We start from the raw sequence: 25844 nt of genomic DNA, 5'->3' as shown, positions 1-25844 counted from the left end.
CCACACCTTCGATGAAAGGGAGGTAAACACTACATGGCAGCAGTTACAGGTAACAGCGACCAGACCGTTTTGCGCTCCGAACGTATTGCAGGAGGCATCCTTCCCAAAGTGCTCAATTCATTTGACATGGTTGCCATTTTTGTCGCCATCGTCCTTTTTATCAGCAACGCGGCAGTCATGGCAGGTGGAGCAGGCCCAGCAGCGTATATTTATTGGGGCCTGGGATTTTTAACATTCCTCATTCCTGGTGCAATTGTCACCGGACAACTTGGTCTAATGTTTCCCGGCGAGGGCTCCATTTATATCTGGACAACGAAAGCGTTTGGAGCGTTTGTTGGTTTCTTCGCGGGTTTCTGTGCGTGGTGGCCCGGCATCCTGGTGATGATCGCCACCGGAGATGCCGTTGTTTCATTGCTTCAACAACTAAACGCCAGCTTCCTCACCGAGTCCTGGCAGCAAGGTCTGGTCATCATCCTGGTTATCGCCTTCTCGCTATTTCTCTCCATTCTGCGTTTCCGAGTCACGCAAAACTTTGTAAATATTATTTTCGTTGCCTATGGAGGTGCAATCGCCTTAATTGGTCTGGCTGGTTTACTTTCATTTCTTGGCGGTCACGCCGCACCTGTTGATTACTCTCCCCCACACTGGCTCCCCACAGGCGGCACGATTACTTTCTATGGAACGGTCATTCTGGCGCTGCTGGGTATCGAAGTACCACTCAACATGGGCGTCGAGATCAACGAAGTACGCTCCATTACGCGCTACCTCCTGTGGGGCTCGGTCGTCGTTATGGCTGCTTACCTCCTCGGGACATTCGGAGTTATGGTTGCGGTGCCATTAAAAGATCAAGGGAGCCCGGCCGCCATTGCTGAAGCAGTCACGCTCGGTTTCGGCCCGCTTGGTTCCATTCTTGGCATTCTTGTCAACATCATCTTTATTGGTTTCTTCCTCTTTAACACCGCTGTATACAACTACTCCTTTGGTCGCCTGCTCTTTGTGTCTGGTCTTGATCGCCGCCTCCCTGCATTTATCAGTAAGGTGAACGCGAATAAAGTCCCCTGGGTGGCTGTACTGGTGCAAAGCGTGATTGCTGCTGTCATCACATCCATCGCATTTATCATCGCCCCTCTGGTACTGAATACGGGATTAAAGGCGACCGAGCTGTCCACGGTTATCTATGATATCCTGCAAGCCTCAGTAACAGTCATCTGGTGTATCTCGATGGTGATTCTCTTTGTGGATGTCATTATCATCCGCTACAAATTCCATGAGGCCTTTACGCGTGCCCGACTGGCACCGGATTGGGTCTTCTACCTCTGTTCGGTACTCGGCCTGATCGCCAGCGCGTTTGGAGTCTATGTCATTTTCACTGGTCCCTGGACAACGCTCGTCTCCTATCAGCAGTGGCTCTGGTGGATTGGAGGCATCGGACTACTCTCGCTGGTCGCCGGGATCGGACTCTTCTTCATCGGCCAGGCTACAGGAAAGACAGATGCCAGCGACGACGAGATCATTGCAGAGGTAACCGGTTCTTAAAGAATCTCTGCTTTCCGTGTGCTTCGGGATTTGCTCTAGCGGCTAGAACAAATCCCGACATAGATTTCAGAAATTCCTTTCAGATCCATCGGAGGCCGTTGCCGCCTCAGAAGGCGAGGCCACGCGCTGATAACCCAGACGACCGCGTGTCACCACTATGAGCACCAGCGCGGCTACCCCGAGTCCAATCATCAAAGCCAGATTCTCATGCTGTTGCATCCATTGCTCTGGAAAGAGGTTCGTCGCAGCGGCCGTAGAGGTACAGGCATCAACGGTTGCATGGATCAGGATCGCTATTAGCAAACTTTCTCGCGTGTGATTGAATACCCAGCTTATCACGACAGCGATACTCACAGTTCCAAGGATGAACGCGCAGATGCCAAGCACATCCCCACTACTCCCCCAGGCAGTAAGGAACAAAGGTATATGCCAGCCTCCCCACAATAGGCCGAGAAGGACACTTCCCCACAAGGGACCAAGCTGCTTTTGCAGGCGAGGGAGTGCAAAGCCACGCCATCCTGGCTCCTCTGCCAGCCCGCTCGTGAGTATTTCCAGGATCAAGAGCACAGGAAAGTATAAAGCAAGTTGTGAAAAATCTGGATGAAATGTCGCCAGCGCTCCTGGCTGCACCAGGAATCCCAGTACAAGAATGACTGGAATACCCAGGAGTGCAAACAGGTACCACTGAAAACCTACACGCCACAGTACAAAGCGCCTTAACAGTCTACCTACGCCGGGCTTGCCTTCCGTGGCAGCCGTCATCAGAAAGCCTGACAGCAGTGGTCCCAGATACGCCCCGGGAAGAATGCCGAGTTGGGTAAGATGCACTGGCAACAAGCCCAGACCATCCAGCGAAAGTATATAGGGCACCCAGGCCAACCAACTAAAACCATACGCCATCAAAAAGTAGCAGATCAGGGGATGACGCTGCATAAATTGCCGTATCCCTCCTGACGAAGGTACAACCGTACGACTGGACGACGAGATGTTCATATAAAAGCTCCTTATATTTGAGAGGCTGGAGGGATGTTCACTCGAAAAAGAGCACATACGACCACAGCTTGTATCACTACGTAGACTATACGAAGAACAATGAGAAGACATATCAAACAGAAGGGATGAATATGCGGCAATTGGTAAGCCCGTTAAGGCTTACCATTGTCAGAAGTTGCTATCGTATCAGAGGGGGAGGAAACTCTCTGGTATCCCAGACGGCCGCGTGTTACGACAACCAGGAGCAACGCGACCACACCAAAGCCGACCAGCAGAGCCCGATCAGCATTTGCCAGCATCCATTGTGCTGAAGCGCTAGTCAACACGATAGTGGAACCGAAGGCATCAAGGGCTGCGTGCATCAGGATTGTTATCAGCAGACTTCCTCTCGCGTGATTAAAGACCCACGTGATGACAATTGTCAGCCCTATATTTGAAATGATCGCCAGAACGATCGCCACACCATCTGCTCCATTTCCCCAGCTCGTCAGGTATAGGGGCAGATGCCAGCATTGCCACAACACTCCAAGTATCACGCTTGCCAGCAAAGGACCATAGTTTTGCTGCAAGCGAGGCAACGCAAAACCTCTCCATCCGGGTTCCTCTGCCAGCCCGCTCGTGAGTATTTCTACGATTAAGAGCACGGGGTAGAATAAAACGAGCTGTGAAAAATTGATATGAAGCACTCCGCTCCCTCCGGGAAGCACAATCGATCCCAGTATGATAATAGCCGGAATGCCAAAGATGGCCATCAGATACCACTGAAAACCCACCCTCCACTGTATCATGCGCCGCCACAGGCGACGTACACCAGGTTTTCCTTCCGTAGCAGCTGTCATCAGAAAGCCTGACAGCAGTGGCCCCAGATATGCTCCGGGAAGCGTCCCCAGTTGAGTAAGATGCACTGGCAATAAACCCAGGCCATCTAGAGAAAGCACAAAGGGTATCCAGGCCAACCAGCTAAAACCATACGCCATCAAAAAGTAGCAGATCAGGGGATGACGCTGCATAAATTGCCGTATCCCTCCTGACGAAGGCATGACCGTATGACTGGACGATGAGACGTTCATAAGAAAACTCCTTATTCTTAGTGAGGCAGTGGTGATGACTTTCCTTTTCGGAGTACTCACCACAACCTTATATCTTTATGGACTTTACGACTAATAAGCTTTGTAACTAATAAGCCTTACGACGAAACACGACGAGAGCAATACACAGGGGTACCGCCGCCATCACGAGGCATATGATATATTCCTTCACTGGAAAACTGCCCGCCCGGTAGGCATCCAGATTGTTCCAGTAGTGCCCGAGACTCCAATTCAGACCATTGGGCAGCAATGGCGGTAACAGGATAAACGCCAGCGTTATCAGCAGTGAGAAAATCACCGGACGGAAGCTATCAGATGAGAACAGAGAGAACAAAAGTGCCAGTCCCAACGGGAACAACGAGGCAAGCCAGAGAAGACCCGTTGCCACAAGCAGATCCAGCAAAACTATTGGATATCCCAATATAATGCTCGCAATTGCAAGACCTACACTACCAAGGATACTGGCAGCCAGAAGTAACCCGGCACTCACCCCATACTTGGTCAGAAGAATATTTTCTCGACTAACTGGTTTACTAAGCAGAAAGAAGATGGTTCCTTTACTCACTTCATTAGCAATCAGCCCGCCTCCAAGAATGGCAGCGAAGAGCGCCAGGAGAAATGGTCCATTCGTTGCAAACCAGCTCTCCCAGACGAATAAGTTGAAGTTATTCTCAAGATGCGCTGGCGCCAGATTCTGGATTATGGAGGGAACTCCGCTATCCTCTGCCGACGCGCCTGGATTAAATGGATACAAAGCTGCATTCCCGGCAGACCCGAATAAAACTAGCAAGGCAAAGGTGATTATTTTCCAGCGTGCTTCCAACACCTCTTTCGTTTTCAAACTCCATCTCCTTTGATATACTCAAGTAGCAACTCATCAAGACGAACCACGTTTACCTCCAGATCGAGCAACGCATACGGATGTGACTGAATGGCTCCAGTAAGCGCATCGGCATCTCCTTCAATGCGCAGACGCACGGTACGTCCTTCCTGCTCAAGCTGATGCACGCCCGGAAGGTGTCTTAGAACCGTCATCTCCTCCTGCGGCGGCTGGTCCACGTATGTAAGACGCAACACTTTCTGAAGGGTACGTAAATGATCAAGCTCGTCACTGAGCACGATAGTGCCATGATGAAGAACTGCTACACGGTCCGCAATTGTCTCGATTTCTGAGAGAATGTGCGAAGAGAAAAAGACCGTCTTGCCCGCCGCTGCGACCTCCTGAATCAATACCGAAAGGAAAGTTTGACGCGCTACCGGATCTAGCCCCGTTGTTGGCTCGTCCAGAATTAGTAAATCGGGATCGTTACCCAACGCGAGACAGAGAGCTAATTGCGATTTCATCCCTTTGGAGAAGTGCTTGATACGCTTATTCAATGGCAATTCAAACATCTGAATATAGCGGTCGACGACGCCCTGATTCCAACGCTGGTGCATGTCACGAGAGAGACGGCATAATTGTGGGACATTTAAGAAGTCGTAAAGACTATTTGTCTCGCTGACATAGCCCACTTTCATATGCATCTCTTTCTGTTGGCTAACCACATCATAGCCCAGCACACTTGCCCTGCCACTATCAGGTGCCCGGAACCCAAGCAGGGTTTTGATCGTGGTTGTCTTGCCAGCCCCATTGGCTCCCAAAAAACCACAGATCGAGCCAGCAGGCACCTCCAGGTTCAGCGCGTCAAGAACCGGTTCTGCCCCGTAAGTGACGGTCAGATTCTCGACCTCAATGGCCATCTGACTGGAGGGTTGAGGTCGAGTCTTCTCACCCTGCGTCCCGGACGCATATTCGTTCATGTCTTATCTCCTGGCCGTGGCGATTCAGGAAAGAACTGCTTAACGGCATTTTCAAAATGGACCCTCAACATCTCCACACTCAGCTCTAATTTGCTAGCATCGTGTACTACCGCACGGAGACGCTCTATCAGTGTCTCTTGCTGTTGCGCCCGTAAAGTCTCCTGTACTTCGCCGAGTACCACAGTTCCTTTGCCCGCTCGACTCTCAATCAGGCCCATTCTCTGAAGTTCGTTGTAGGCCTTAACGATCGTATTAGGCGCAATTGACAACTCGCTGGCCAGTTCACGTACCGATGGTAATGAATCTCCCGGAGAGAGAGTACCCACGTCCAAAGCGTGCTGAATCTGTTCAATCAACTGTACATAGATTGGAACACCACTATGTATATTGACATGCAACCAGATCGCCATGTTATTGTCCTTATCTGTTAATGTATCATAACACTGACACATTCAGATAATACAATAAAAAGGTGAGGCTGTCAAGGGGAGAAACAAAGCAACAAATCATCTGGACAAAAACGTTCTGAATGTTGTATCACTATGATAGGATGCGCTTATTTGAACGTTTCAATCCCGAGCAGAAGATACTCAAAGTGAAGAGGTAGAGGGGATTAAAACTTTTCAACTCGCCATAAAAGGCCAGGAAATCGTCTTCTTTCTTTGTCAAGGGCACTCTAGCATATTAACATTTCCGAAAAGAAAAGCAAGAAAAAGAATTCCTTTAGCATGTGACATGTAGTTTCCGTGTTGTAACATACACTCTATACATTAAAGGATATGTATGAAACAGATTGAAATGGATAGACCGATAGTTGAAACGTCTACATATGCCAGACAACTGATTCCATGGATCATTTACCTGATCTTTTTTGCCATCCTCAACGAAACGGTTTTCAATGTAGCCACCCCCAAAATCGCCGCACAGTTCTCGCTGGGTTTGTCTGGTGTTAGCTGGGTCATGACGATTTTCATGATCTTCTTCGGTATCTTTTCGATTATTTATGGTAAGCTCTCTGATATCTACAGCCTGAAACGCTTAATTGTTATCGGCATTATCATCTATAACGTCGGCTCAATGATTGGTTTTATATTTCAATCATCATATCTTTTGATCATCGTAGCGCGAGCGGTACAAGGAATTGGTGCCTCGGCGATTCCAGCCTTGATCTTTGTCGTCGTTGCCCGCTACTTCCCGCCGACCGAACGCGGTAAGATCTTCGGCCTGATTACAGCCACTGTGTCCTTTGGTATCGGCCTTGGTCCAGTTATTGGTGGTTTCGTTTCAGGATCTCTTCATTGGTCGCTTCTCTTTGTGATTCCGCTCTTTACCCTGATTGCCATTCCGTTTCTCAGAAAAGGATTGCCCGAAGATGAGCCGGGAGAAGGAAGTGTGGACATTATCGGTGCGACGCTGATTGGGCTCACTATTGGTGTCCTTATGGTCTACCTCACATTCAGTGATTGGTACTACCTGGCCGCCTTTGTGCTCTTACTTGCCGGCTTTATCATCAGCATGCGCACAATCAAAAATCCATTCATTGAGTCCTCTCTGTTCAAAAACCGTTTGTTTCGCAATGGCGTGATTGTTGGCTTCACCCTGTTCTCTATCGTGATTGGCATCTTATTCGTGATTCCTCTGATGCTTCACGATATATATGGTCTGAATACCAGTGAAATCGGTCTGATTTTGTTTCCAGGAGCTATTAGTTCTGTTATATTTGGTCCCATCGGTGGCAGTCTGGCTGACCGCAGAGGAAATACATTTGTTGTGGTGATTGGGCTGAGCTTGCTTATCGCCAGTCTGATCCTGATCGCTCTCCTGATGACCATTTCTCCCTGGTTAATTTCAGCCTCTCTCCTCCTGTTATATGTGGGATTTTCCCTGTTTCAAACAGCTCTGGTCAACAGCATTTCTCAGACACTCCCAGTTCATAAAATTGGAGTGGGGATGGGCTTGTTTAATCTAATCAGCATCATTTCGGGGGCGATCGGCACAGCTCTGGTGGGTAAAGTTCTGGACGGCAAATGGTTAGCATTGAGAATTTTTTCTGTAAGCAGTAACCCGAAAGCATTCGCCTACTGTAATGTATTGATTATTTTTTCACTCATCGTAATTCTAGGTGGTTTGCTCTACCTGCGCAGCTATCGAAACCTACCGCAGAGTAGTGAGGTAGTTTAAGAAGAAGCAATCTAAGTTCATTTGTACCTATGCGGGAGAGCAGCTAATTACAGCTTCAAGCGGATACTAAATTGATCCATCATCTCCCGCATCCATGCGACCTGCTGTATCTGCTCATGTGTCAGCATGGTCGGTAAAGGCGGTCGCACATGCTCCTGTTGAGCATCCAGACGTGAGCAGGATTTGTGAAATATATCGCAGACAGCATAATAATTGCTGAAGCCAGGCATGATAATCGGAGAGGTCGCATCAGCAATTTGCTGACGCCCATCGGGAAAAGTGAGCACACGACGCGAGCCGTGCGCGGGATGAGGACAATGCTGACACATGGTTGTCAGATGAAACGTATACCAGCCTGGCAAAAAACGCGACATGAGTAACAAATGATGCATATGGCTGAACATATCTGCCTTAAAATCGTAATCAATCCCATTAATGATCAGTGTGAAACCTGCCTGCTGAAGTTCCATTAGTCCTCGTACCGCTTCGAGCGGTGTCTGATTCGTGCAGAGCTGTATCTCATCGATGCAAATAACGTCCGTCGTCGCAGGCGTAATCTGATGCTGTGCCAGCTGACGACAGATCTGGTGAAGGCTATTTGAACGTACAATCAGAGCAGCTGTTTTGCGTTCAGTAAACGCCCGACTCACAATATAGCCCCACTCTGCATCTGTTCCCCGTAAGGCTTCATCCTCAATCCCGTTTTGCGGAATCAAAAAAAGGACTCGTTGTCCCTGCTGTTGCAGATGCCAGGCAAACAATTGCATATTCTTGGTTTTCTCTGTCTGCATACTTTCGGCATGCAGTAGAAACACGGGAGCAACACCCGGCGCCTTATTTTCCTGGTACGCTTGGATCATAGCCTTCTGTACCTCATGTGTGGGGGGAGTTACCAGAAGATCAAGGGCACTGCGTTGTTCATGCATCAGATACACAGGATGTTTGGGAATAGTCAGACTGTAGGGATCATGCTGTTCCCAGGGGTGCGTACTCAAGAGATCAGGCACAGTATATGAGGCATCCTTTCCAAAAAAAAATACAGCATCAACATGCATCCATCACGAATACAATTCATTACGACGGAGGCGTACTATAAATTGTACGTACAGTAGCGGGAAACGTCAAGCGCCCTCATAATTTGTGCCAAATTGTTGGTAATGATCGTGATTTTCCGGATTATAATAGAGCAAACAGAATAAGCTGAGAGTACTCTATTACATATAAACAGGGAGAAAAATGACAATAATGACAAATACGGAATCTCGCATTGCACAAATAAAGTTACAGGAGCTACACCAACAAAGGTCTCGTTTTTTTCAAACATATGAGGATTTAGTGCTGCAAGTAGAGCAGAGTCAGGGAAAGATGCAGCAATTACAGACACTCTTTACCGGCCTGCAAAAGGTCAAAATGCTCGAAATCGCCCTCCATCCTGACGTCGCAAACCTGGAACCGCTACTCAACGGTCCACGACTTTCGGACGAGACCATCTCTTTCTGGCACTCGCAACTGACACAGGAGCTGTCACAGGGCCGTTTACGTTCAGAACTGATCTATATTTTTGGAGCCTTGCAACAGGAATGGATTCAGGAGAAAAGCCAGCCGATAACTCCCGATCCTACCAGTATTGAAGCTTCCAAGCATTTCTTGGCGTTGGCCAGCCATCCTCCAGAGACCCGGCTTGACCATAACCTGCTGGATACACTCTTTGCCGATCGCAATTTTATGGGGAAAAATATTGCCACATGGTTCCAGCAGAAAGCAGGAGATATCTTAAGCCGCCGCATTAACAGCACAGAAGTAGATACGGCCCTTGCACATCTCCAGAACAGTCATGACAGCACCACCTCGATCCGTGGGCAGGCAAAGAGCCTGGCACAGGACAGCGTTTTATGCAAAGATATGGCTGATGCCCTCTCGATCCTCCTTACACATCTTGACGAGTGGGATTGGCCTGAAGATGGGGTCAGCGCTTTTCCACTCTGGTCAATGAGCAAATGGCGCTTATTTATCAGCTATGACCTCTTTACGGAGTGTTTCCTGGAGATACTGGGCGCACGACTCCAAACCGTCTTTCAAGAATTTTTAGAAGAGGAAGGTAAAGAAAGAATCCACCAACTGAACGAACTTCTCAAAGAACCTTCAGTAGACGATGAGAAGAGTCTCACAGACCAATGGCTTCACCTCTACCGCCTTGCCAATGGAGATATCTGGAAGAACCTGATAAGCTATGCAGACACATCACTGACAGCGGAGAAGTTGAAAACCCATCTTGAAAGTAGCTATTACTCCATCGTAACTTCACGGAAAAGGATGCGGACAGAACTACTAGAAAGTAGTACGACACTGAGTGGCTATGAACAGTCCTCACAGATAAACAGTATGGGATCAGCGCTGCAATTTATTAATGCCGAGATTGAGCTGATGCGTGCAGCCTTTCCCGATGCTCCGCTTTATGTACTCAAGCTCGACTTAAAAGATTTTTATCCCACCCTTCCTCACGAACTTGTGCTTGCCGTGCTTGAAAGATATGGCTTTTCGCAACGCCACCTGGCCTTCTTTCGTACATTTCTGGAAGTTCGCGTTCAGCAGAATGAAGAGCAAACTAGTTTTCGACGTGGCGTTCCGCTGAATCACAGCATTTCAAATGCACTAGGAGAAATGGTGCTTCATTTACTGGATCAGCATATACTGCGAAGTGCACAAGTGCAGATCATTCGTATGGTTGATGATATCTGCATCCTGACCTCCAATGAAGATGCAATTATGCAGGCATGGCAAGCAACGCAGGATTTTTGTCAGGAGATGGGGCTCACCATCAATCAGGAAAAATGTGGTGCAGTCTGTATCCAGGGAAAACTCCCTGACCAACTACCAACCGCCCTACCGGGCTGGCTCTTCATGAAATTAAACTCCAATGGAGCATGGCAGGTTGATATGCAGGCGTTTGCAGCCTATCATCAGCAAGCCAGAGAGCAGGTTTTACAAGCCCCATCGCTCCTCAGTCAGATTGAAATCTATAATCGACATGTAGAGCAACTGATTAGGGCAACTGCCATGGAAGTAGACCTGGGCGAGGAACATCGACGTAGCATTGGAGAGGTAGTCGCTCTGTTCCATCAGGATTTCTTTCAACCAGGATATGGTATGCTCGAGGCGCTCCGCACCGAGATACAGAAGCGTTTTTCTGAAAAGGATCACATTGTGACATTGCCCGAAGCCTGGTTTTACTGGCCGATTACAGCCGGTGGTTGTGGCTTAACGCAGGCAATGGTTCTGGCAGCGGGTTATGCTGAGACGCATAGTGCTGCAAAAAAAAGAGTTGTGCCAGAAAAGCGTACCATGACCTGGCAAAGCGACTCTAGCGACTGGATGCATCTCTATTCCTCGTTCATCTGGCATGTAGAGTTGAAAGAGCCAGAAGAAACCAAAAAGATGGAGATGCTGGTGAACGACTTTATCCAGCGCAGTAATGAGATGGGAAATAGCTGGCAGACCACGCTCGGACCATACTGGCGCTGGATCGTCTATCTCTACGGCCCGCAAATTCTCCAGCATCTGGGCTCATTTCGCTTCCTGATCACGGAACTGGTGCCGCTACAACTTATCTTACAGCACTATAAGCACGCAACAGTCTCGAATGAGGACACATCAGCCTCAATGGATATACCCTTCTAAATACACTCTCGAGAGTTAGGATACAACGGTGACACTCCGAGCGAGCCGTTCAAGTTTTCCGGCTGTCTCCTCGCCAGCCGGAAGATAGATCACCATTTTCAACCCGGGCGAGCCTTCGATCTGAAAGGTACTATGTTCAAAGGTGAGAGATCCTACACGTGGATGAATAAATCCCTTTTGTCTATCCTATCGTCCTTGCACCTCATGTTTCTCTATGCAAGCTGGAGCATGATAAATGAGATCACAACCTTAACATACAGCTTGTTTATATTCAGTTAAAGAAAATGGAGTATCCTTCTTCTTAGTTTCTCAGCAGAGAAAACTTACCCATGACATTTTAGTATGAGAAATGGAATGAAGCATGCCATGAGCACCATCTTGATCGTAGACGATGACCCTCACCTGCGAGAACTATCCAGCATCTTTTTGCGGCAAGAGGGTTTTGACATCGTAGAAGCTGGCGATGGGATAGCAGCACTCTCACGCTTTGAGCAATGCAAGATAGATCTCATCATCCTCGATATTATGATGCCGCGCATGGACGGATGGGAACTATGCCGCCAATTGCGAAGGGACTATGATGTCCCTATCCTTATGCTAACAGCCAGAGGAGAAACGAGCCAAAAACTCAAAGGCTTCCAGGTGGGAACCGACGATTATCTGGTCAAGCCCTTCGAACCACTTGAATTGGTGGCCAGAGTCAAAGCTTTACTGAAGCGCTACCGTATTGCCACCTCTCAGCGGGTTCAGGTAGGAGATTTGCTCATAGATCGCAAAACATTCGAAATTGTCGTTCAAGGACAGCGCCTGACCTTACCCTTGAAAGAATTTGAGTTGCTATTTCAACTAGCCAGCGCTCCTGGTAGGACATTCTCCCGCGATCAACTGATCGAAGATATCTGGGGTTATGATTTTAGTGGTAACGAGCGCACATTGGATGTGCATATTAATCGGCTACGCGAACGTTTTCCCGAAGATCGCCATACCTTCAGGATCAGGACTATTCGCGGATTGGGTTATCGTCTGGAGGTACATCGATGAAAAGATGGATGGCTCTACGCATTGCAGCCGTGATTACATCTGCGCTCTTGCTCTTGAGCGGCCTGTGGATTGGCTGCTTTTTTCTGACCGCATTATTGTATCAAACCATTGGCTATACACCACCTTTATTCCTGGCACAAATGATTAATTCACTCCTTGGTTTGTTTCTCTTTATCCTGTTAATCCTTGCTGGCCCCATCTGGATCAGTTCAAGAGTAGAGATAAGACAAAAACAAAGAGGCGTCTTTGACGCAATTATTGAGGCACTGGAACGCATCGCTCAGGGAGATTTTCAGGTTCAGCTCAATCCCACAGTTGAAGCGCACGCACTCACAGGCGAGTTAGCCCGGAGTGTCAATCAGATGGCGAAAGAACTCAATCAGATGGAGCATATGCGCCAGGAGTTCATCTCGAATGTCTCGCATGAAATCCAATCGCCGCTCACGTCCATCCTTGGCTTTGCCCGCGCACTGCATAATGAGCAGCAGAGTGCTGAGGAAAGGCATCATTATCTCAGTATCATAGAGATGGAAAGCATGCGACTCTCCAGGTTGACCGATAATATGCTCAGATTGGCTACGCTGGATGGAGAACATGTACAGATTAAGCCCAGATCCTATCATTTAGATAAGCAGATCAGAACATTGATCCTGACCTGTGAGCCACAATGGACCAGCAAAGCAATCGAGATGGATGCAGCTTTGAGCGAGATTGAGATTCTGGCGGATGAAGACTTGCTCAGTCAGGTGTGGAGCAACCTTTTGCATAATAGCATTAAATTTACTCCTGAAGGTGGAAAAGTATCTGTGCAGGCACGATATCAGGGCAAGCAGATCGAGTGCAGTGTCACAGATACAGGGAAAGGGATTCCTGAAGAAGAGCAGGCACGTGTCTTTGAACGCTTCTATAAAGTGGATCAGGCACGGGAACGGGCTCATGAAGGGAGCGGGCTAGGGCTCGCCATCGCCAAGAAAATTGTAGAGTTGCATCAAGGCAATATTCACATAGACAGCACGATAGGCAATGGAACAACTGTAATCGTCACGTTGCCTATCAGTTCTCCTATCTGCCATCCCTGAGTACTACAGAAAACTTCTCATCAATTTATATTGTGTTTACAGTGCCAATGTATTCTGAATGCAAATAATTATGAATAATCAGCGCATCCGCAACGCTTACCAACACAACAAGGAGGCTTTCATGTCTAACGAAAAAATAAAAACGCTGCGTGTACCTGGAGCAACTCTCTCCTATATTGTGAGTGGAGAAGGTCCTATCCTGCTTCTCATCCCTGGAGGCGGAAATGATACTCATGCCTTTGACGGGATCATTCCTTATCTCATCGATAAGTATACGGTCGTCACCTACAACCGCCGGGGTCTCTCACAAAGCGTCCTTGATGATCCTCAGGAAGAGCAACGCGTCGAGACCCACAGCGACGACGCTCATCGTTTGCTCACAGAACTGGGAAGCGAATATGAGCCTGCATTTGTTCTTGGCAGTAGTGGAGGGGCCATCGTTGGGCTCGACCTCGTCGCTCGTCATCCAGAACAAATATATACGCTCATCGCACATGAGCCACCAACGCACCTGTCACCCAAAGGCGATCCTATTCAAGAAATGCTTGCTGTTAGAGAAGTCTATTTTCGTGAGGGCATAGTCGCAGCAGGTCAGAAATTGATGGCACAGCCCGAACTGAGCACAGATGGTCATGAAACGAATCTTCAACGACCGGAATGGACTCTTAAAACGAGGGAGCAATCAATCAAAAATATCACGTTCCTTTTTGAGCACGAAGTCGCTATGTACGATCGTTATCAACTCGATTTTGCTGCACTCAAGCATGCCTCAACTCAGGCCAGAATTATGATTGCCACCGGAGACTACCACGAGGGCGCAGGATATTGGAGTGCCGTAACGGTTGCTGAAACACTTGGCACATCCATCATAGAATTTCCGGGTCGCCACGTTGGCTATGTGACCAATCCGCGAGCATTCTCTCAAAGATTGCATGAAGTGCTTGGCGCAACATCTCCTGTATAACGCTGTACAGAAAGCTTGCGCCTGCTGATCTGTCAGGAAGCCAGATCAGCAGGTCTTCTCTCCGGATAAAAACGTCATGGGACAGCGCTAATACACCTCGATCTCTGCAAACTGCATGCGGTAAGCGTTGGACTCATTCGTGATTGTGCTAAGCACTGTGCCCTTCACCATGACATAGCGGGCCATTTGCGTTGTAAAGGTAAATGGCTGTGCCGTTGCGGTAGTTGGAAGCGGATAACTTGTCCTGGTGACGACGTTCGTCCAGTTCACATTATCCATCGAGGTTTCGATCGTAAAGTCAATGGGAAAGCCGCGCCCAACATTTGTCGTATCGCCTCGGGGATAGAGATCGACTTCATTCAGCGGAATAGCACCTCCAAGGTCCAGCTCAACCCATTCGGTATGATTATTCGTCACATTATTGTTGCTGCTCCAACCCATAGACAAAGAGGTTGAGCCCTGTTGTCCATCATTAACGTGTGCCAGGCCCCAGCCACTTCCCTCAAAGGAACTACTCGCAGAAAGAGTCGCCCCTCCAGCATAATTAAGGGTTGTAAAGAACTTTAAAGCGCGATTACTCTCTGCCGTAAAACTGCTTCCGCTATTGGTACTGTAAAGTTCTTCACCTGCCGTATAGAGACCACTATCATTGTAGGCCATGCCATAGCACCCCTGTGTCGTCGCCGAATGCAGCAAGATACCATACTGCTGACCTGCGACGACAGCAATATTGGGATAAACAATGACATTGCGTGCAGACCAGCCAATATTACTGATTGGAACAATATTCGCGCTCAAGGTCCCCGTAGGTTGACCCTGAGCATTAACACGCACAAGATCAACATTGAGGGCTGCATTGGGCAAGTTATTCTGGAACGTCGTAATGGCGACACTCTTGAGCATTTTTGAACTGGACGGTGTAAACGTTTGCAGGCGCTCGGTCCCACCGGTGATATCGCAATAGGTACGGAAGTTGGCAACGCCATCAGATTGATCAAGCCCTGGGATTGGCTGTTGACTCCCAGTCTGACCGACACTCAAATGTAGCGGCACAGATGGGCTACATGTGAGTGCCTGAATACTTCCATCGCTATTAAAGCCGAGCGGTGCCCAGAAGTAATTTGCCAGCGCCTCATTATGCGCTCCATTCCACAAATCGCTCGCGTACAGATAGATGGTGCTCCCATCGGCCTGTGAAATAGGCGTCACAAACGAAGGTTGGCCCCCACAGGAGTTTGTATTCACAATGAACGACTTCGCTGGAGCAGATGGTGGAAGCCACTGCGAGAGGCTAGAAGTAGAAAATTTGTCTGTGAATAAGACCGTATTATCCGTCGCAGTAACTTTCACATTGTCAAAGATAGCAGACTCATCAGCACTATCATATTCGCGAAAACCGATGGTCCCATTGGTGTAGGTAGAGTCGGTAACGGTATCGACCAGCATATTATTCACGCTGATCGTGAAGGTACTACCATTCGCAGTAATCGCCACATGATACGTCTGCCCGGCGACAACGGCAAACGGAAGTGCGGCACTCGAAATGAGATTTCCATCTTTGAGGAACGCTACATAGCCTCCAGCATTCGCAGAAGTGTAGGGATAATTCGATAACAAGAAGGCATAGCCATTGAAGCCATTACTGTTACGGAAAAGCATACCTGCCTGCGCATACATGGCAGTCCCTTCTTTGCCAGTTTCTTGTGGGACCGCATCGACAGAGTACGTATAGTTAGTCCATGACGAGCCGACATTCGCAATCCCGGTTCCTCCACCAGTCACATCCAGGGCACCATTTTGCACCTGCCAGGAGGGGGAAGGTGTTGTACTTCCCGTCCAGGGTCCCAGGGGAGACGAGGCAGTCATATAGCCCGTTCCGGTGCCGGTACAGTACCCACACTCGGGATCAGACATCATAATGTAATAGATTCCATTACGCTCAAACATCGCCGGGGCCTCTATATCCGTTATAGGAACATCGACGAACTTTCCATTGGAGGTCAAATCATCTGCCGTCAATTGCTCCACAACAAGATTCTCGTAAGTTCCCTGGCAATTGCTCGTGTGGACGATATAGGCACTCCCTGTAATCGGATCTTGAAACAGAGTAAAATCCCAGCCACACGGCACCGCTAATGTGGGAGTACTCTGTTGTGTAAACAGACCTGTGGGAGTTGAACTGGTGTAGACACGAAAGTCCTCTGGAGCGCCCGCATCATTCGTCCAAAGAACATACTTTCCCGTAGAGGAATCGTAGAGCACATGGGGACGGAAACAATACGCGCACGTATAGGGAGTCACCACATATCCCTGGTCCGTCCAGTGGACAAGATCCGGCGACGAATAGACTTTGAAACCACAGAAGGTGCTGTTCGTCTGCCAGACATACCCACAATCATAGCTGGTTCCATAGAGATAATACGTTGAGCCAAACAGTGCAATCATTCCGTCGTGCGCATCGACAGCATTGCCCTGCGTGTCATAGCGTGTGACTTGATTTCCCGCCGCATCGAAATTGACAATGGTAGAGGTAACGCCAGCGGCATGTGCAGGAGTTGAGTATATCAAAGAAGCCGCCAGCGAGAGAGAGAAAAAGAGGAGCAGGAGCAGTACGATCCTCAACGTCATATCCAGGGCACTCATCGCCCGACAAAGAAAACGCTCATTCATCTTGTTCATTCCTCTTGCATCTTGCAAAAAATGACTACAGATTGTTTCCCTTACTTCTCATTAAAAGAAGCTGAAACATCTCAGCGTCGTAGTCATCTGGACGAAAACGTTCTGAATGTTGGATCACCGTGAAGATAGACCTCACTTATTTGAACCGTTCTCTTCCCACGCCGGAAACGCTCAAGGCGAAAAACAGGGAATTAAAACGTTTCAACTCATCCTAAGTATAGAGAGTAGCCTTTCTCTTTGTCAAGGGCGCAATATCTGTAAGGTTATTTGCTTGAAAATCTTCTTATGAGACGACCAAAGAACAAAAACACGCCCATAATCCCATGCGGCCCATACGGCTCATATGCCTGCATCCTCGTGATACGCCCGTCGGCCACATCGAAGATGAAGACCTGAGGAAAGTTTAGCTTCATCCCTCGTTTCACGACATGGTGTGTTGCCGTCTCGACTGCCGCACTCTGCCCGTTCTCGGACTCGAAATAGTGCACGATTGTATAGCCAAAAGCCTGCATCCCATTCATTGCCTCCCGAAAACCTGCTGTGATAGCTGCTTTACCTTGCAACTGCGCCATTGGAAAGTGGGGATCGATGACGACTGCATCGTCGGCAAAGAGACTCATCATCGCGTCCAGGTCCTTGGCCTCAACCGTGGCAAATGTGCGCGTAACAAGATCATGTAAAGATGTATCCATAAGAAATTACCTCTAATGAGCTACTAAATTCAAAGCCATTGCAGTCAGGAAGACTGCAAATGCGATAACGATCGCCCATACTCCAACTATATGAAAGCGCTCTGCATGGTTGACACGATCCTTCCAATCCTCAGGTGGTGCATTAAGTTGCCAGGCAACCGTATCGCTGTTGATAGGGACTGTGCCGACGATCCTGATCAAGATCCAGATGAGTATGGCGAGCACGCCCACGCAGCGAAACCACAAGCCGGGGGCAGCACCCTCAAGAACTGTTACAGCAATCGCAGTCAAGGCTGCCGGCACAAAAAAAGCTGGTACCATCACACGCAGTCGCATTACCAATGCTTGACGCAGTTTGAGCTGCGATCGCTCATCCAGAACCTCTGTAGGCCCATGCAAACCATAGTGAATTACGAACTCAATACCAGCCAAGAGGCCAGTGAAGAACACATTAACAAAGCTTAAAACGATAGCAAGATCCATAACGCCTCCTCTAATTATTAGACAGGGTATATTTTCTCTATAATCTCAACAATATGTACGCAATCAGACACACAACCAAAGCAGCACGTGTGATGACAATCGGATAGATTATTGGCAGTGATAAAGAAAATCATTGCATCTTTCATACAGAAGATGCGTGGCATCCTTAGTAGCGAATAATCGAACGACTTCTGATGTGGAAAGTATAGCTGTCATCGGGCAAGTCTGTGATGCATCCAGAGGAGGGGAAAGGAGGGACTTAAGAAGGGTTTCAAGGAATTAAGGCGCTTTTCATTATAACGAAACTTCCTTCCATGGACGATATAAAGTAGAACCATAGTAACACATGCTTAGCCCCGATGTCCCCTGTCTAGATAAAATCCCGGCATTCAAGCATACAAACATTACTGAATGTATGTTATACTTAACCCCACAAATAACCTGTCTGTTTTGCTTTGATGCACAGAGTATGACATGATGATCATACCTGAAGATGGGTGTTTTCTAGTGAGAGGACTTCAACTATGGCAGTTTCCTCGGTAGAACACGACGCAGGACCCCAAAAGATGCTTCCTGTTCTTTTTGCAAGTACTGTTGGCACGTCAATTGAATGGTACGATTTCTTTTTATTTAACCTGCTCTCAGCATCGATCTTTGCTAAACTCTTCTTTCCCACTTTTAATCCTGTTGCGGGCACGATGCTTGCATTTACTACCAATTTCGTGGGATTTGCCGCTCGACCACTTGGAGGAGCTTTTTTTGGTTGGTTTGGCGACCGCGTTGGAAGAAAATCCACGCTCATAGCCACGCTCTTGTTAATGGGTATCGCCACCTTCCTGATGGGCTGCATTCCTGGGTACGCACAAATAGGTGTGGCGGCTCCGATATTGATCTCCCTACTACGCTTCCTACAGGGCGCCGGAGTGGGTGGAGAATGGGGTGGATCAGTGCTCCTCTCAATGGAATATGGAGATTCAAAACGACGTGGCTTCTGGTCCAGTTGGCCACAGACAGGAGTACCGGTAGGTCTGGCGTTAGCCTCAATTGCCATCATTATTTGTCAGGCTATTTTTCCTGGAGACTCCTTCCTGACAATTGGTTGGCGCATTCCTTTCTTTTTCAGCGCCATCCTCATCCTCATGGGCCTCTACATTCGCGTGCGCATCTTAGAGACCCCTCATTTTGCAAAAATCAAAGCGGAGAATCACATCTCGCGCTCGCCGTTGACCGAGGTATTCAAGTACCACTGGCGAGAAATTGTACTCGCCGCCCTGTTGAGATCTGGAGAGCAAGCCCCTTTCTATATCTTTTCATCTTACATCCTGACCTATGGGAAAGGATTAGGGATAGGAACATCTGTACTCTACACGGGTATTATTGCCGGTGCAGTTGTCGCCTTTATCGTGATACCAAGCTTCAGCTCCCTCTCCGACCGCATCGGACGGAAACGGCTGTTTATGGGCGGTGTCATCTTCATGGCAATATTTGTCGTGCCATATTTCCTTATGCTCAACACAAAAATACCACTCCTCGTGATTGTCAGCATTGCCATCTCAATAGGTATTGGTCATGCCTGGCTTTACGGGATAGAGGCTTCGTTGATCTCCGAACATTTTGGCACGAAACTGCGTTATACCGGTGCCTCACTCGGCTATCAACTCGCCTCTATTACCGCCGGTGGTCCCGCGCCAATCATCGCAGTAGCACTCTTTGCCACCTACAAATCATTTGTACCGATAGCGATCTACATGGTCGGGATGTGCATTATCTCACTATTAGCCCTACTGGGCCTGCGTGAATATTCAAATAAGGAAGCTGCCGCCGATGTCGATACACCAATAGCTATCCCTGTAGTCTCGGAAGCCTGAAAAAGAACATCATACAAACACAGGTAGCCGTATCATGCGCAGATAGTCTTTTATTGCCATCTGCGCATGATACGGCTAAAGAATCCCCATAGCATGCTACGCATATATTCTCCTGGCGCAAGAACCCTTTCAGATTTTTCCAATGGTATCAAAATTCGAGATACCTTCCCATTTATATTACCCAACAAATATGCATATGGTATACTACGCCATGGATAAAGATATCAGGTAATTAACCATGTATTTTCTCAAGCTAAGGGAGGCATATGCCCAAGCGCACGACCTATATGTTGAGATGGTCGCAGGAGCGGCAGAGCTATGAAATGATAGGGGGCATACCCGATGTCGAGATTCCGCAACCAACAAATCCTGCATGGTTAGACTGGCTAAATCATATCAACTCCTTCGCGTTTATCAGCCGCTCTGGAACACACTACACAGCCCGTCAGGAGAAACTACCACGGGGCGGGATCTACTGGTACAGCTACCGTTCACATCAAGGCAAGACGATCAAGCGCTATATTGGCAAGACCACAGAGCTCTCGATCGCCCGCCTGGAAGAAATCGCCACCCGCCTGACGAACGAGCATCTTTCCCCGCCTTCAGCGACAGAGCTTCACACGCAGATAATGGACAACACATCTGAGGTCAGACACTCGCCGCTGCTCCCAGCCTGGAAAAAAGAGCATACAAACAAGCCACCCATAATGCAGATAATGCCGCTCCTGGTTTCAAAATTGCATCCACCACATCTTCCAGCGACGCTGGTTGCACGTCCCAACGTCTCAGCCCAGCTTGATGCGGGCATACAGTACAAACTCACACTGCTATCAACGCCCGCAGGCTTTGGCAAAACGACGGCAGTCAGCCAGTGGTTAGCCGAGCGTACACCACATCCCTCTAAATCCATCCATCCCCCCACCACCTGGGTGGCACTGGATGAAGGGGATAACGATCCTACACGTTTCTGGCACTATATCATTGCAGCCTGCCAGAGCTTTTATGACAATCTTGGACGCAGCGCTCTGGAACTACTATTCTCCGCGCTTCAGCCACCTTTTGAGCTGCCATCGCAGGAAATGATACTGACCTTCTTGCTCAACGACATCACCCAGCATGTCAGCCATGGATTATTGATTCTCGACGACTATCATGTCATTACGGAGCCACGCATCCATGACATGCTGACCTTTTTTCTTGATCACCTGCCCGCATCGCTCCACGTTATTATGCTGACACGGAGCGAACCACCATTGCCGCTCCTACGTTGGCGAGCCAGAGGCGATTTATACGATATCCACACCGCTCATTTGCGTTTCTCGCCTGAGGAAACGGCCACCTTTCTGCACCAGACTATAGCGTCAGCATCGCCTGCAACACTCTCAAATGAAACGATCGAGCATGTCGCCAGAGGCATGGAGGGCTGGGCTGCCGGTCTCCGCTTGCTCTTGCTCACGTTACCGCGACAGATAGAACAAAGTCATCTGGAACAGCATCTAGCCCTGCTGATGCACAACTCAGGCAGCCTCAACGGGCATCCCACCTCTCATCCTCAACGCGTCATCGTTGAGTATTTTATTACAGAAGTGCTCAATGCCCAACCACAACCAATACAACACTTCCTGCTCCAAACCAGTATCCTCAGCCGCCTCACCGGCTCGCTCTGCGACATTGTGACAGGCCGCCAGGATTGTACTGAGCTCCTTGTCGTAGTAGAAAAAGCCGGGCTCTTTCTTGAAGCGTTGGAAGGAGCCGGACAGGCAAAGCAATGGTACCGCTATCACGCCCTTTTTGCCGAAGCGATGCACAGAGAAGCCCTGGTCCGCCTGGGAGAAGAGCAGTTACGTGCCCTGGCACAGTCGGCGAGCCACTGGTATGAGCAACATGGTATGTTCTCGGAAGCGGTCGAAGCGGCCCTGAGCGCCCACGATTTCGAACGAGCAGCCTTCCTGATTAAAAGCATCAGCGAGGCGACGAGCTTCTACGAGATGCATACGCTCCTGCATTGGTTAGGACAGATGCCAGAAACGGTGCTGACGCAACATCCCGAACTATCCTTTTACGAAGCCCAGGCGCTTCTCAGAACACTTGCAGAGAACGAGGTTATTCCTCCCCAAACGGGGCATATTTACGAGCGACTTCAGATGGCCGAAGATGGCTGGCAAGCCAGGGGAAATCGTGCCAGACTGGGAGAGGTCTTTGCTCTCCGTGCGATGATCTACTGGATACGAGGAGAGGTCAGGCAAGCCAGCACATATGCACATCAGGCGCTCGACGCGCTACCCATCGCAACCATAGATCTACCAGAGAACACTGGCAAGCAGAAGCGGGCAGAGATCATGAAATGGCACAGCATCTGTCTGGCCATCGTCGGCCTGGAAATCATCGATGAAGGAGATCTAGACGAGGCTCGCCAGATAATTCAAGCAGCACTGGGAAATCTTTCAGGCAAGAGTAACTTCACACGTGCTATGACCATGATGCTCGCCTCGATCCTCAAATCTCAGGGAGAACTTTCTCAAGCGACCGAATATATCCAACAGGTGCTCGCTGATGCCAGAGCAACACAAGATTGGGCCGATATTACCTATACATTACATGAATTGATGAGCATCGCGTATGAACGGAATGATCTGGCCACACTAGAGCAGCACGCGCGCGCGATAGAGGAGATAAACACGCGGCCGATGAGCATGGAGTGGCGCGAAATGGCCCAACTTTATCCTGCGCTGGCACATCATCTCCGAGGAGAAACGAAAAGGACCCAACAATTGTTGACCACTCTGCTAGCACACATGGAATTAATCCAATCACCTGGTATTTTACCATTCTTTTTCGAGGTGCAAAGCTGGCAAACGCGATTATACCTTATACATGGCGATCTGCCTGCGGCACAGCGCAGCCTGCTGGCACTGAGCCGCTACAAACAGGACTTCTCCACACGTTACCATGAGCGTTGGCAACTTTTGCAAGCCCGCCTTATGTTGGCACAGGGAGAAGCTCAGATTGCCCTCTCGCAGCTTGAATCATTGCGCATCAGCGTAAGCGCCAAGCAACGCGCACACGAGGTACTGGAAGTTCAGATGCAAATGGCGCTAGCCCACGCTGCATGTAAGCAAGGGGATGAAGCCAGACACCTGCTCCAGCAGATACTGGCACAGACGCAAAGCGAAAGCTATCTGCGCCTCTTCCTCGATGAGGGAGAGCCATTGGCCATGCTGCTCCGCTCGCTACTCCCAACACTCCCGGAAAAGGGACTTCGCACCTATGCGCAGCATATTTTACGTGCCTTTCATGTAGCTGGATCGACGATCGACACTCAAACCGCATCCAAAGTGCTGCTCATCGAGCCGCTCTCAAAGCAGGAGCAACGGGTATTACGACTCCTGATAGCGGGACAAACCAATCCGCAGATAGCCAGCGAGTTAGTTGTCTCAGTCAATACCATCAAAGACCACGTCAAAAACCTCTATCGTAAGCTGCAAGTAAATAATCGCCTGGAGGCGCGCGAAGCTGCCCGTCGTCTGAAGCTCTCCTGACTCTTCCTCCTCACCTCTCCGCACGTCTCCCCATCTTTAAGTGATGATGTGTTCTATCTGGAAAAGCTCTGTAGGTACGTTACAGACCTGATTTTAATCACCTAATCACCTCAAAAACCACCTGCGACAACTACCCGGGAGGAGGAGGTTTTGTCACCCACTCTCTCCCTATACTTATGCCAGATCAAGAAAAACAATAGAAATAAAAGAGAGAGGAAATTCTCATGACGACAACACACAAAATCCCTCGCATAGCTATTATTGGCGCTGGCCCTGGGGGACTGACACTCGCCCGCCTGCTTCAGACACACAATATTGCCACGACAGTCTTTGAACGGGAAAGCCATCCTGATGAAAGGCCACAGGGAGGAACATTGGACTTACATCAGGAGTCGGGGCTTCTGGCAGTACACCTGGCCGGGCTTGATAAACAATTTCAAGCCATTGCACGTTACGAAGACCAGGAGTCTCGCTTCTTAAGTAAAGATGGACAGGTAGTCTTTGAAAATAAACAGGATGAGGAACCTGGAGAACGTCCTGAAGTTGACCGTACAGCCTTGCGTGCCATGCTGCTGGACTCACTAGCACCCGGAGTAGTACGCTGGGGAAGTCCACTCCGCTCCATCCGCCAGACTGATGACGGTGCTTATGAGCTGATGTTTGAGCAAGGTCGGACCGAGACCTTTGATCTGGTAGTCGGCGCGGATGGAGCCTGGTCTCGTGTCCGTCCCCTACTGTCGAGTGCCACTCCTTTTTATACCGGAGTGACCTTCATTGAAGTTAAGCTGGATGATGTGGATCAGAAACATCCAGCACTGTCTCGACTGGTCGGACACGGAAGTATGTTTGCTCTGGCGGATAATAAGGGCTTGATAGCTCAGCGCAACGGAGGAGGTCATATTCGTGTTTATGCCGGCATGCGCGTCCCAGAAACATGGGTTAGCGACTCAGGCTTTGATGCCAGCCAGCCCGAAAGGGCACGCCGCTGGATTCTTGACCAGTTCCCTGGTTGGGACCAGAGCCTGCTTGCCTTGATCAAGGAATGCAATGACCATCTCGTGAGCAGACCGTTATATATGCTTCCCATTGGACATAAATGGGATTTTCGGGCTGGTGTCACGCTGATCGGTGATGCGGCTCATCTCATGTCGCCCTTCTCCGGCGAGGGAGTAAATCTGGCCATGCTCGATGCCGTAGATCTGGCGAACGCAATCAGTGAATGCAGCACGTTTGAGGAGGCTCAACGCCGCTACGAAAACATCATGTTCCCACGTGCACTCACTGCCAATGAAGGTGCGAACCATGGCCTGTCAATGGCCTTCTCGTCTGACTCCGCCATCCGTGTCCCCGCATTCTTTCGCAATATGCAGACATTCTCTTCTTTTCCTGCTACAACCCGAGAAGAGTCCTTCGCCAGCGGCCTGACACTACGTGTCGACGAGCAAGGCAGTGGTCGCCCCATACTTGTCCTGCATGGCGCTGGCGGCCCACAAAGCGTCGCTAGCCTGACAGCGGCGCTCGCAGCACATGCACACGTGTTCACACCGACCCATCCTGGATTCGCGGGCGAGCCACGTCCTGAATGGTTTAACAACGTCAACGATCTTGCACTCGCCTACGCCGACCTCCTCGAACGACTCGACTTACACGATGTCATTGTGATTGGACACTCATTTGGCGGCTGGATCGCGGCCGAGTTGGCAGTACAACAGACATCACGTCAGAGCGGCCTGATTCTTGTGAACGCCGGTGGCATCCAGGTTGATGGACATAACATCACCACACCTCCAGCAGGCGCTAACCGGCCAGTAGCTTCTGGCGCCCAGACTCCTGAGCAGAATTCAGCGAGAGCAGTGAATTTCCAGGCTCTCGCAGTATATACTCAGAAGCAGGGCATGCACGATCCGGAGTTGCGTCGTCGGCTAGCTCACGTGAACATTCCGGCACTCGTCATTTGGGGCGAGAACGATCCCATCTTAGACATTGACTATGGACGTGTCTACGCTCAGGCATTACCCAACGCTCGCTTCACGGTCATCCCAGAGGCTGGCCACTTCCCTCAGGCCGAGCAACCTGAGCGCCTACTCGGCAGCATACAGGAATTCATAGATACCATTCCCATCGCTTAACTGGCACTGGCTCATTTAAGGATCAGACTATACTCCTTAGCATGTGATTGACTTTTATTCAATCACATGCTAACATCTTAATATTGAATAAAAG

The 25844-nt window shown here is 49.3% G+C and carries 19 protein-coding genes; 9 read left to right on the top strand and 10 right to left on the bottom strand.

Going from position 1 to position 25844, the window contains the following annotated elements; translation table 11 throughout:
- Positions 1 to 33: 33 nt before the first annotated feature.
- Positions 34 to 1536, top strand: a complete 1503-nt coding sequence (locus tag AC27N8_RS13155; protein ID WP_487067695.1) for an APC family permease — start codon at positions 34 to 36, stop codon at positions 1534 to 1536.
- 66 nt (positions 1537 to 1602) lie between these two features.
- On the opposite strand, the gene AC27N8_RS13150 is transcribed toward AC27N8_RS13155, so the two are convergent.
- The 5 genes from AC27N8_RS13150 to AC27N8_RS13130 form a co-directional block, all read right to left on the bottom strand.
- Positions 1603 to 2529 (bottom strand): CPBP family intramembrane glutamic endopeptidase, encoded by a 927-nt coding sequence (locus AC27N8_RS13150; protein ID WP_487067693.1) that lies wholly within the window; start codon positions 2527 to 2529, stop codon positions 1603 to 1605.
- Positions 2530 to 2681: 152 nt separating this feature from the next.
- Entirely contained in the window at positions 2682 to 3599 is a 918-nt protein-coding gene (locus tag AC27N8_RS13145; RefSeq protein ID WP_487067691.1) for a CPBP family intramembrane glutamic endopeptidase, read from the bottom strand.
- 106 nt (positions 3600 to 3705) lie between these two features.
- Positions 3706 to 4458 carry an ABC transporter permease gene (locus AC27N8_RS13140; protein WP_487067689.1) on the bottom strand — a complete coding sequence of 251 codons (753 nt, stop codon included), beginning with the start codon at positions 4456 to 4458 and terminating at the stop codon, positions 3706 to 3708.
- Positions 4455 to 5417 carry an ABC transporter ATP-binding protein gene (locus AC27N8_RS13135; protein WP_487067687.1) on the bottom strand — a complete coding sequence of 321 codons (963 nt, stop codon included), beginning with the start codon at positions 5415 to 5417 and terminating at the stop codon, positions 4455 to 4457. Before AC27N8_RS13135 ends, AC27N8_RS13140 begins: the two co-directional genes overlap by 4 nt.
- Entirely contained in the window at positions 5414 to 5827 is a 414-nt protein-coding gene (locus tag AC27N8_RS13130; protein ID WP_487067685.1) for a GntR family transcriptional regulator, read from the bottom strand. Before AC27N8_RS13130 ends, AC27N8_RS13135 begins: the two co-directional genes overlap by 4 nt.
- A 373-nt stretch (positions 5828 to 6200) precedes the next feature.
- On the opposite strand from AC27N8_RS13130, the gene AC27N8_RS13125 reads away from it, so the two are divergent.
- On the top strand, positions 6201 to 7598 hold the full coding sequence (locus tag AC27N8_RS13125) for an MFS transporter (protein WP_487067683.1): 1398 nt from the start codon (positions 6201 to 6203) through the stop codon (positions 7596 to 7598).
- Positions 7599 to 7645: 47 nt separating this feature from the next.
- Here the strand turns inward: AC27N8_RS13125 and AC27N8_RS13120 are convergent, their stop codons facing one another.
- On the bottom strand, positions 7646 to 8605 hold the full coding sequence (locus AC27N8_RS13120; protein WP_487067681.1) for a hypothetical protein: 960 nt from the start codon (positions 8603 to 8605) through the stop codon (positions 7646 to 7648).
- 238 nt (positions 8606 to 8843) lie between these two features.
- Between AC27N8_RS13120 and AC27N8_RS13115 the strand changes: the two genes are divergently transcribed.
- Complete coding sequence (locus tag AC27N8_RS13115) at positions 8844 to 11276, top strand: reverse transcriptase domain-containing protein (protein ID WP_487067679.1); 2433 nt, start codon at positions 8844 to 8846, stop codon at positions 11274 to 11276.
- A 15-nt stretch (positions 11277 to 11291) separates the two neighbouring features.
- On the opposite strand, the gene AC27N8_RS13110 is transcribed toward AC27N8_RS13115, so the two are convergent.
- Complete coding sequence (locus AC27N8_RS13110) at positions 11292 to 11444, bottom strand: hypothetical protein (protein WP_487067927.1); 153 nt, start codon at positions 11442 to 11444, stop codon at positions 11292 to 11294.
- Positions 11445 to 11642: 198 nt separating this feature from the next.
- Here AC27N8_RS13110 and AC27N8_RS13105 point away from each other — a divergent pair, with 198 nt between their 5' ends.
- From AC27N8_RS13105 to AC27N8_RS13095, 3 genes are all read left to right on the top strand, one after another.
- Positions 11643 to 12317 (top strand): response regulator transcription factor, encoded by a 675-nt coding sequence (locus AC27N8_RS13105; RefSeq protein WP_487067677.1) that lies wholly within the window; start codon positions 11643 to 11645, stop codon positions 12315 to 12317.
- Complete coding sequence (locus AC27N8_RS13100) at positions 12314 to 13396, top strand: sensor histidine kinase (RefSeq protein WP_487067675.1); 1083 nt, start codon at positions 12314 to 12316, stop codon at positions 13394 to 13396. Before AC27N8_RS13105 ends, AC27N8_RS13100 begins: the two co-directional genes overlap by 4 nt.
- Positions 13397 to 13517: 121 nt before the next feature.
- Positions 13518 to 14360, top strand: coding sequence for an alpha/beta fold hydrolase (locus AC27N8_RS13095; RefSeq protein ID WP_487067674.1), 843 nt, complete (start codon positions 13518 to 13520; stop codon positions 14358 to 14360).
- Positions 14361 to 14447: 87 nt separating this feature from the next.
- On the opposite strand, the gene AC27N8_RS13090 is transcribed toward AC27N8_RS13095, so the two are convergent.
- From AC27N8_RS13090 to AC27N8_RS13080, 3 genes are all read right to left on the bottom strand, one after another.
- The gene (locus AC27N8_RS13090; RefSeq protein ID WP_487067673.1) at positions 14448 to 17030 is read right to left on the bottom strand and encodes a family 43 glycosylhydrolase; all 2583 of its coding nucleotides are present in this window, start codon (positions 17028 to 17030) and stop codon (positions 14448 to 14450) included.
- Positions 17031 to 17302: 272 nt separating this feature from the next.
- Positions 17303 to 17731: a nuclear transport factor 2 family protein gene (locus AC27N8_RS13085; protein WP_487067671.1), complete on the bottom strand. Its 429-nt coding sequence runs from the start codon at positions 17729 to 17731 to the stop codon at positions 17303 to 17305.
- A 12-nt stretch (positions 17732 to 17743) separates the two neighbouring features.
- Positions 17744 to 18214: a DUF1772 domain-containing protein gene (locus AC27N8_RS13080; RefSeq protein ID WP_487067669.1), complete on the bottom strand. Its 471-nt coding sequence runs from the start codon at positions 18212 to 18214 to the stop codon at positions 17744 to 17746.
- 524 nt (positions 18215 to 18738) lie between these two features.
- On the opposite strand from AC27N8_RS13080, the gene AC27N8_RS13075 reads away from it, so the two are divergent.
- The 3 genes from AC27N8_RS13075 (at position 18739) to AC27N8_RS13065 (ending at position 25750) form a co-directional block, all read left to right on the top strand.
- Positions 18739 to 20082 carry an MFS transporter gene (locus AC27N8_RS13075; protein WP_487067667.1) on the top strand — a complete coding sequence of 448 codons (1344 nt, stop codon included), beginning with the start codon at positions 18739 to 18741 and terminating at the stop codon, positions 20080 to 20082.
- Between the two features lie 266 nt (positions 20083 to 20348).
- Positions 20349 to 23621: a winged helix-turn-helix domain-containing protein gene (locus AC27N8_RS13070; protein WP_487067665.1), complete on the top strand. Its 3273-nt coding sequence runs from the start codon at positions 20349 to 20351 to the stop codon at positions 23619 to 23621.
- Between the two features lie 224 nt (positions 23622 to 23845).
- Positions 23846 to 25750, top strand: a complete 1905-nt coding sequence (locus tag AC27N8_RS13065) for an alpha/beta fold hydrolase (RefSeq protein WP_487067663.1) — start codon at positions 23846 to 23848, stop codon at positions 25748 to 25750.
- Positions 25751 to 25844: the final 94 nt, after the last annotated feature.

The sequence above is a fragment of the Dictyobacter sp. Z7_2 genome, from assembly GCF_057551105.1.
The sequence above is the reverse complement of the archived record's forward strand: the minus strand, read 5'-3'. Positions and strand labels throughout refer to the sequence as shown.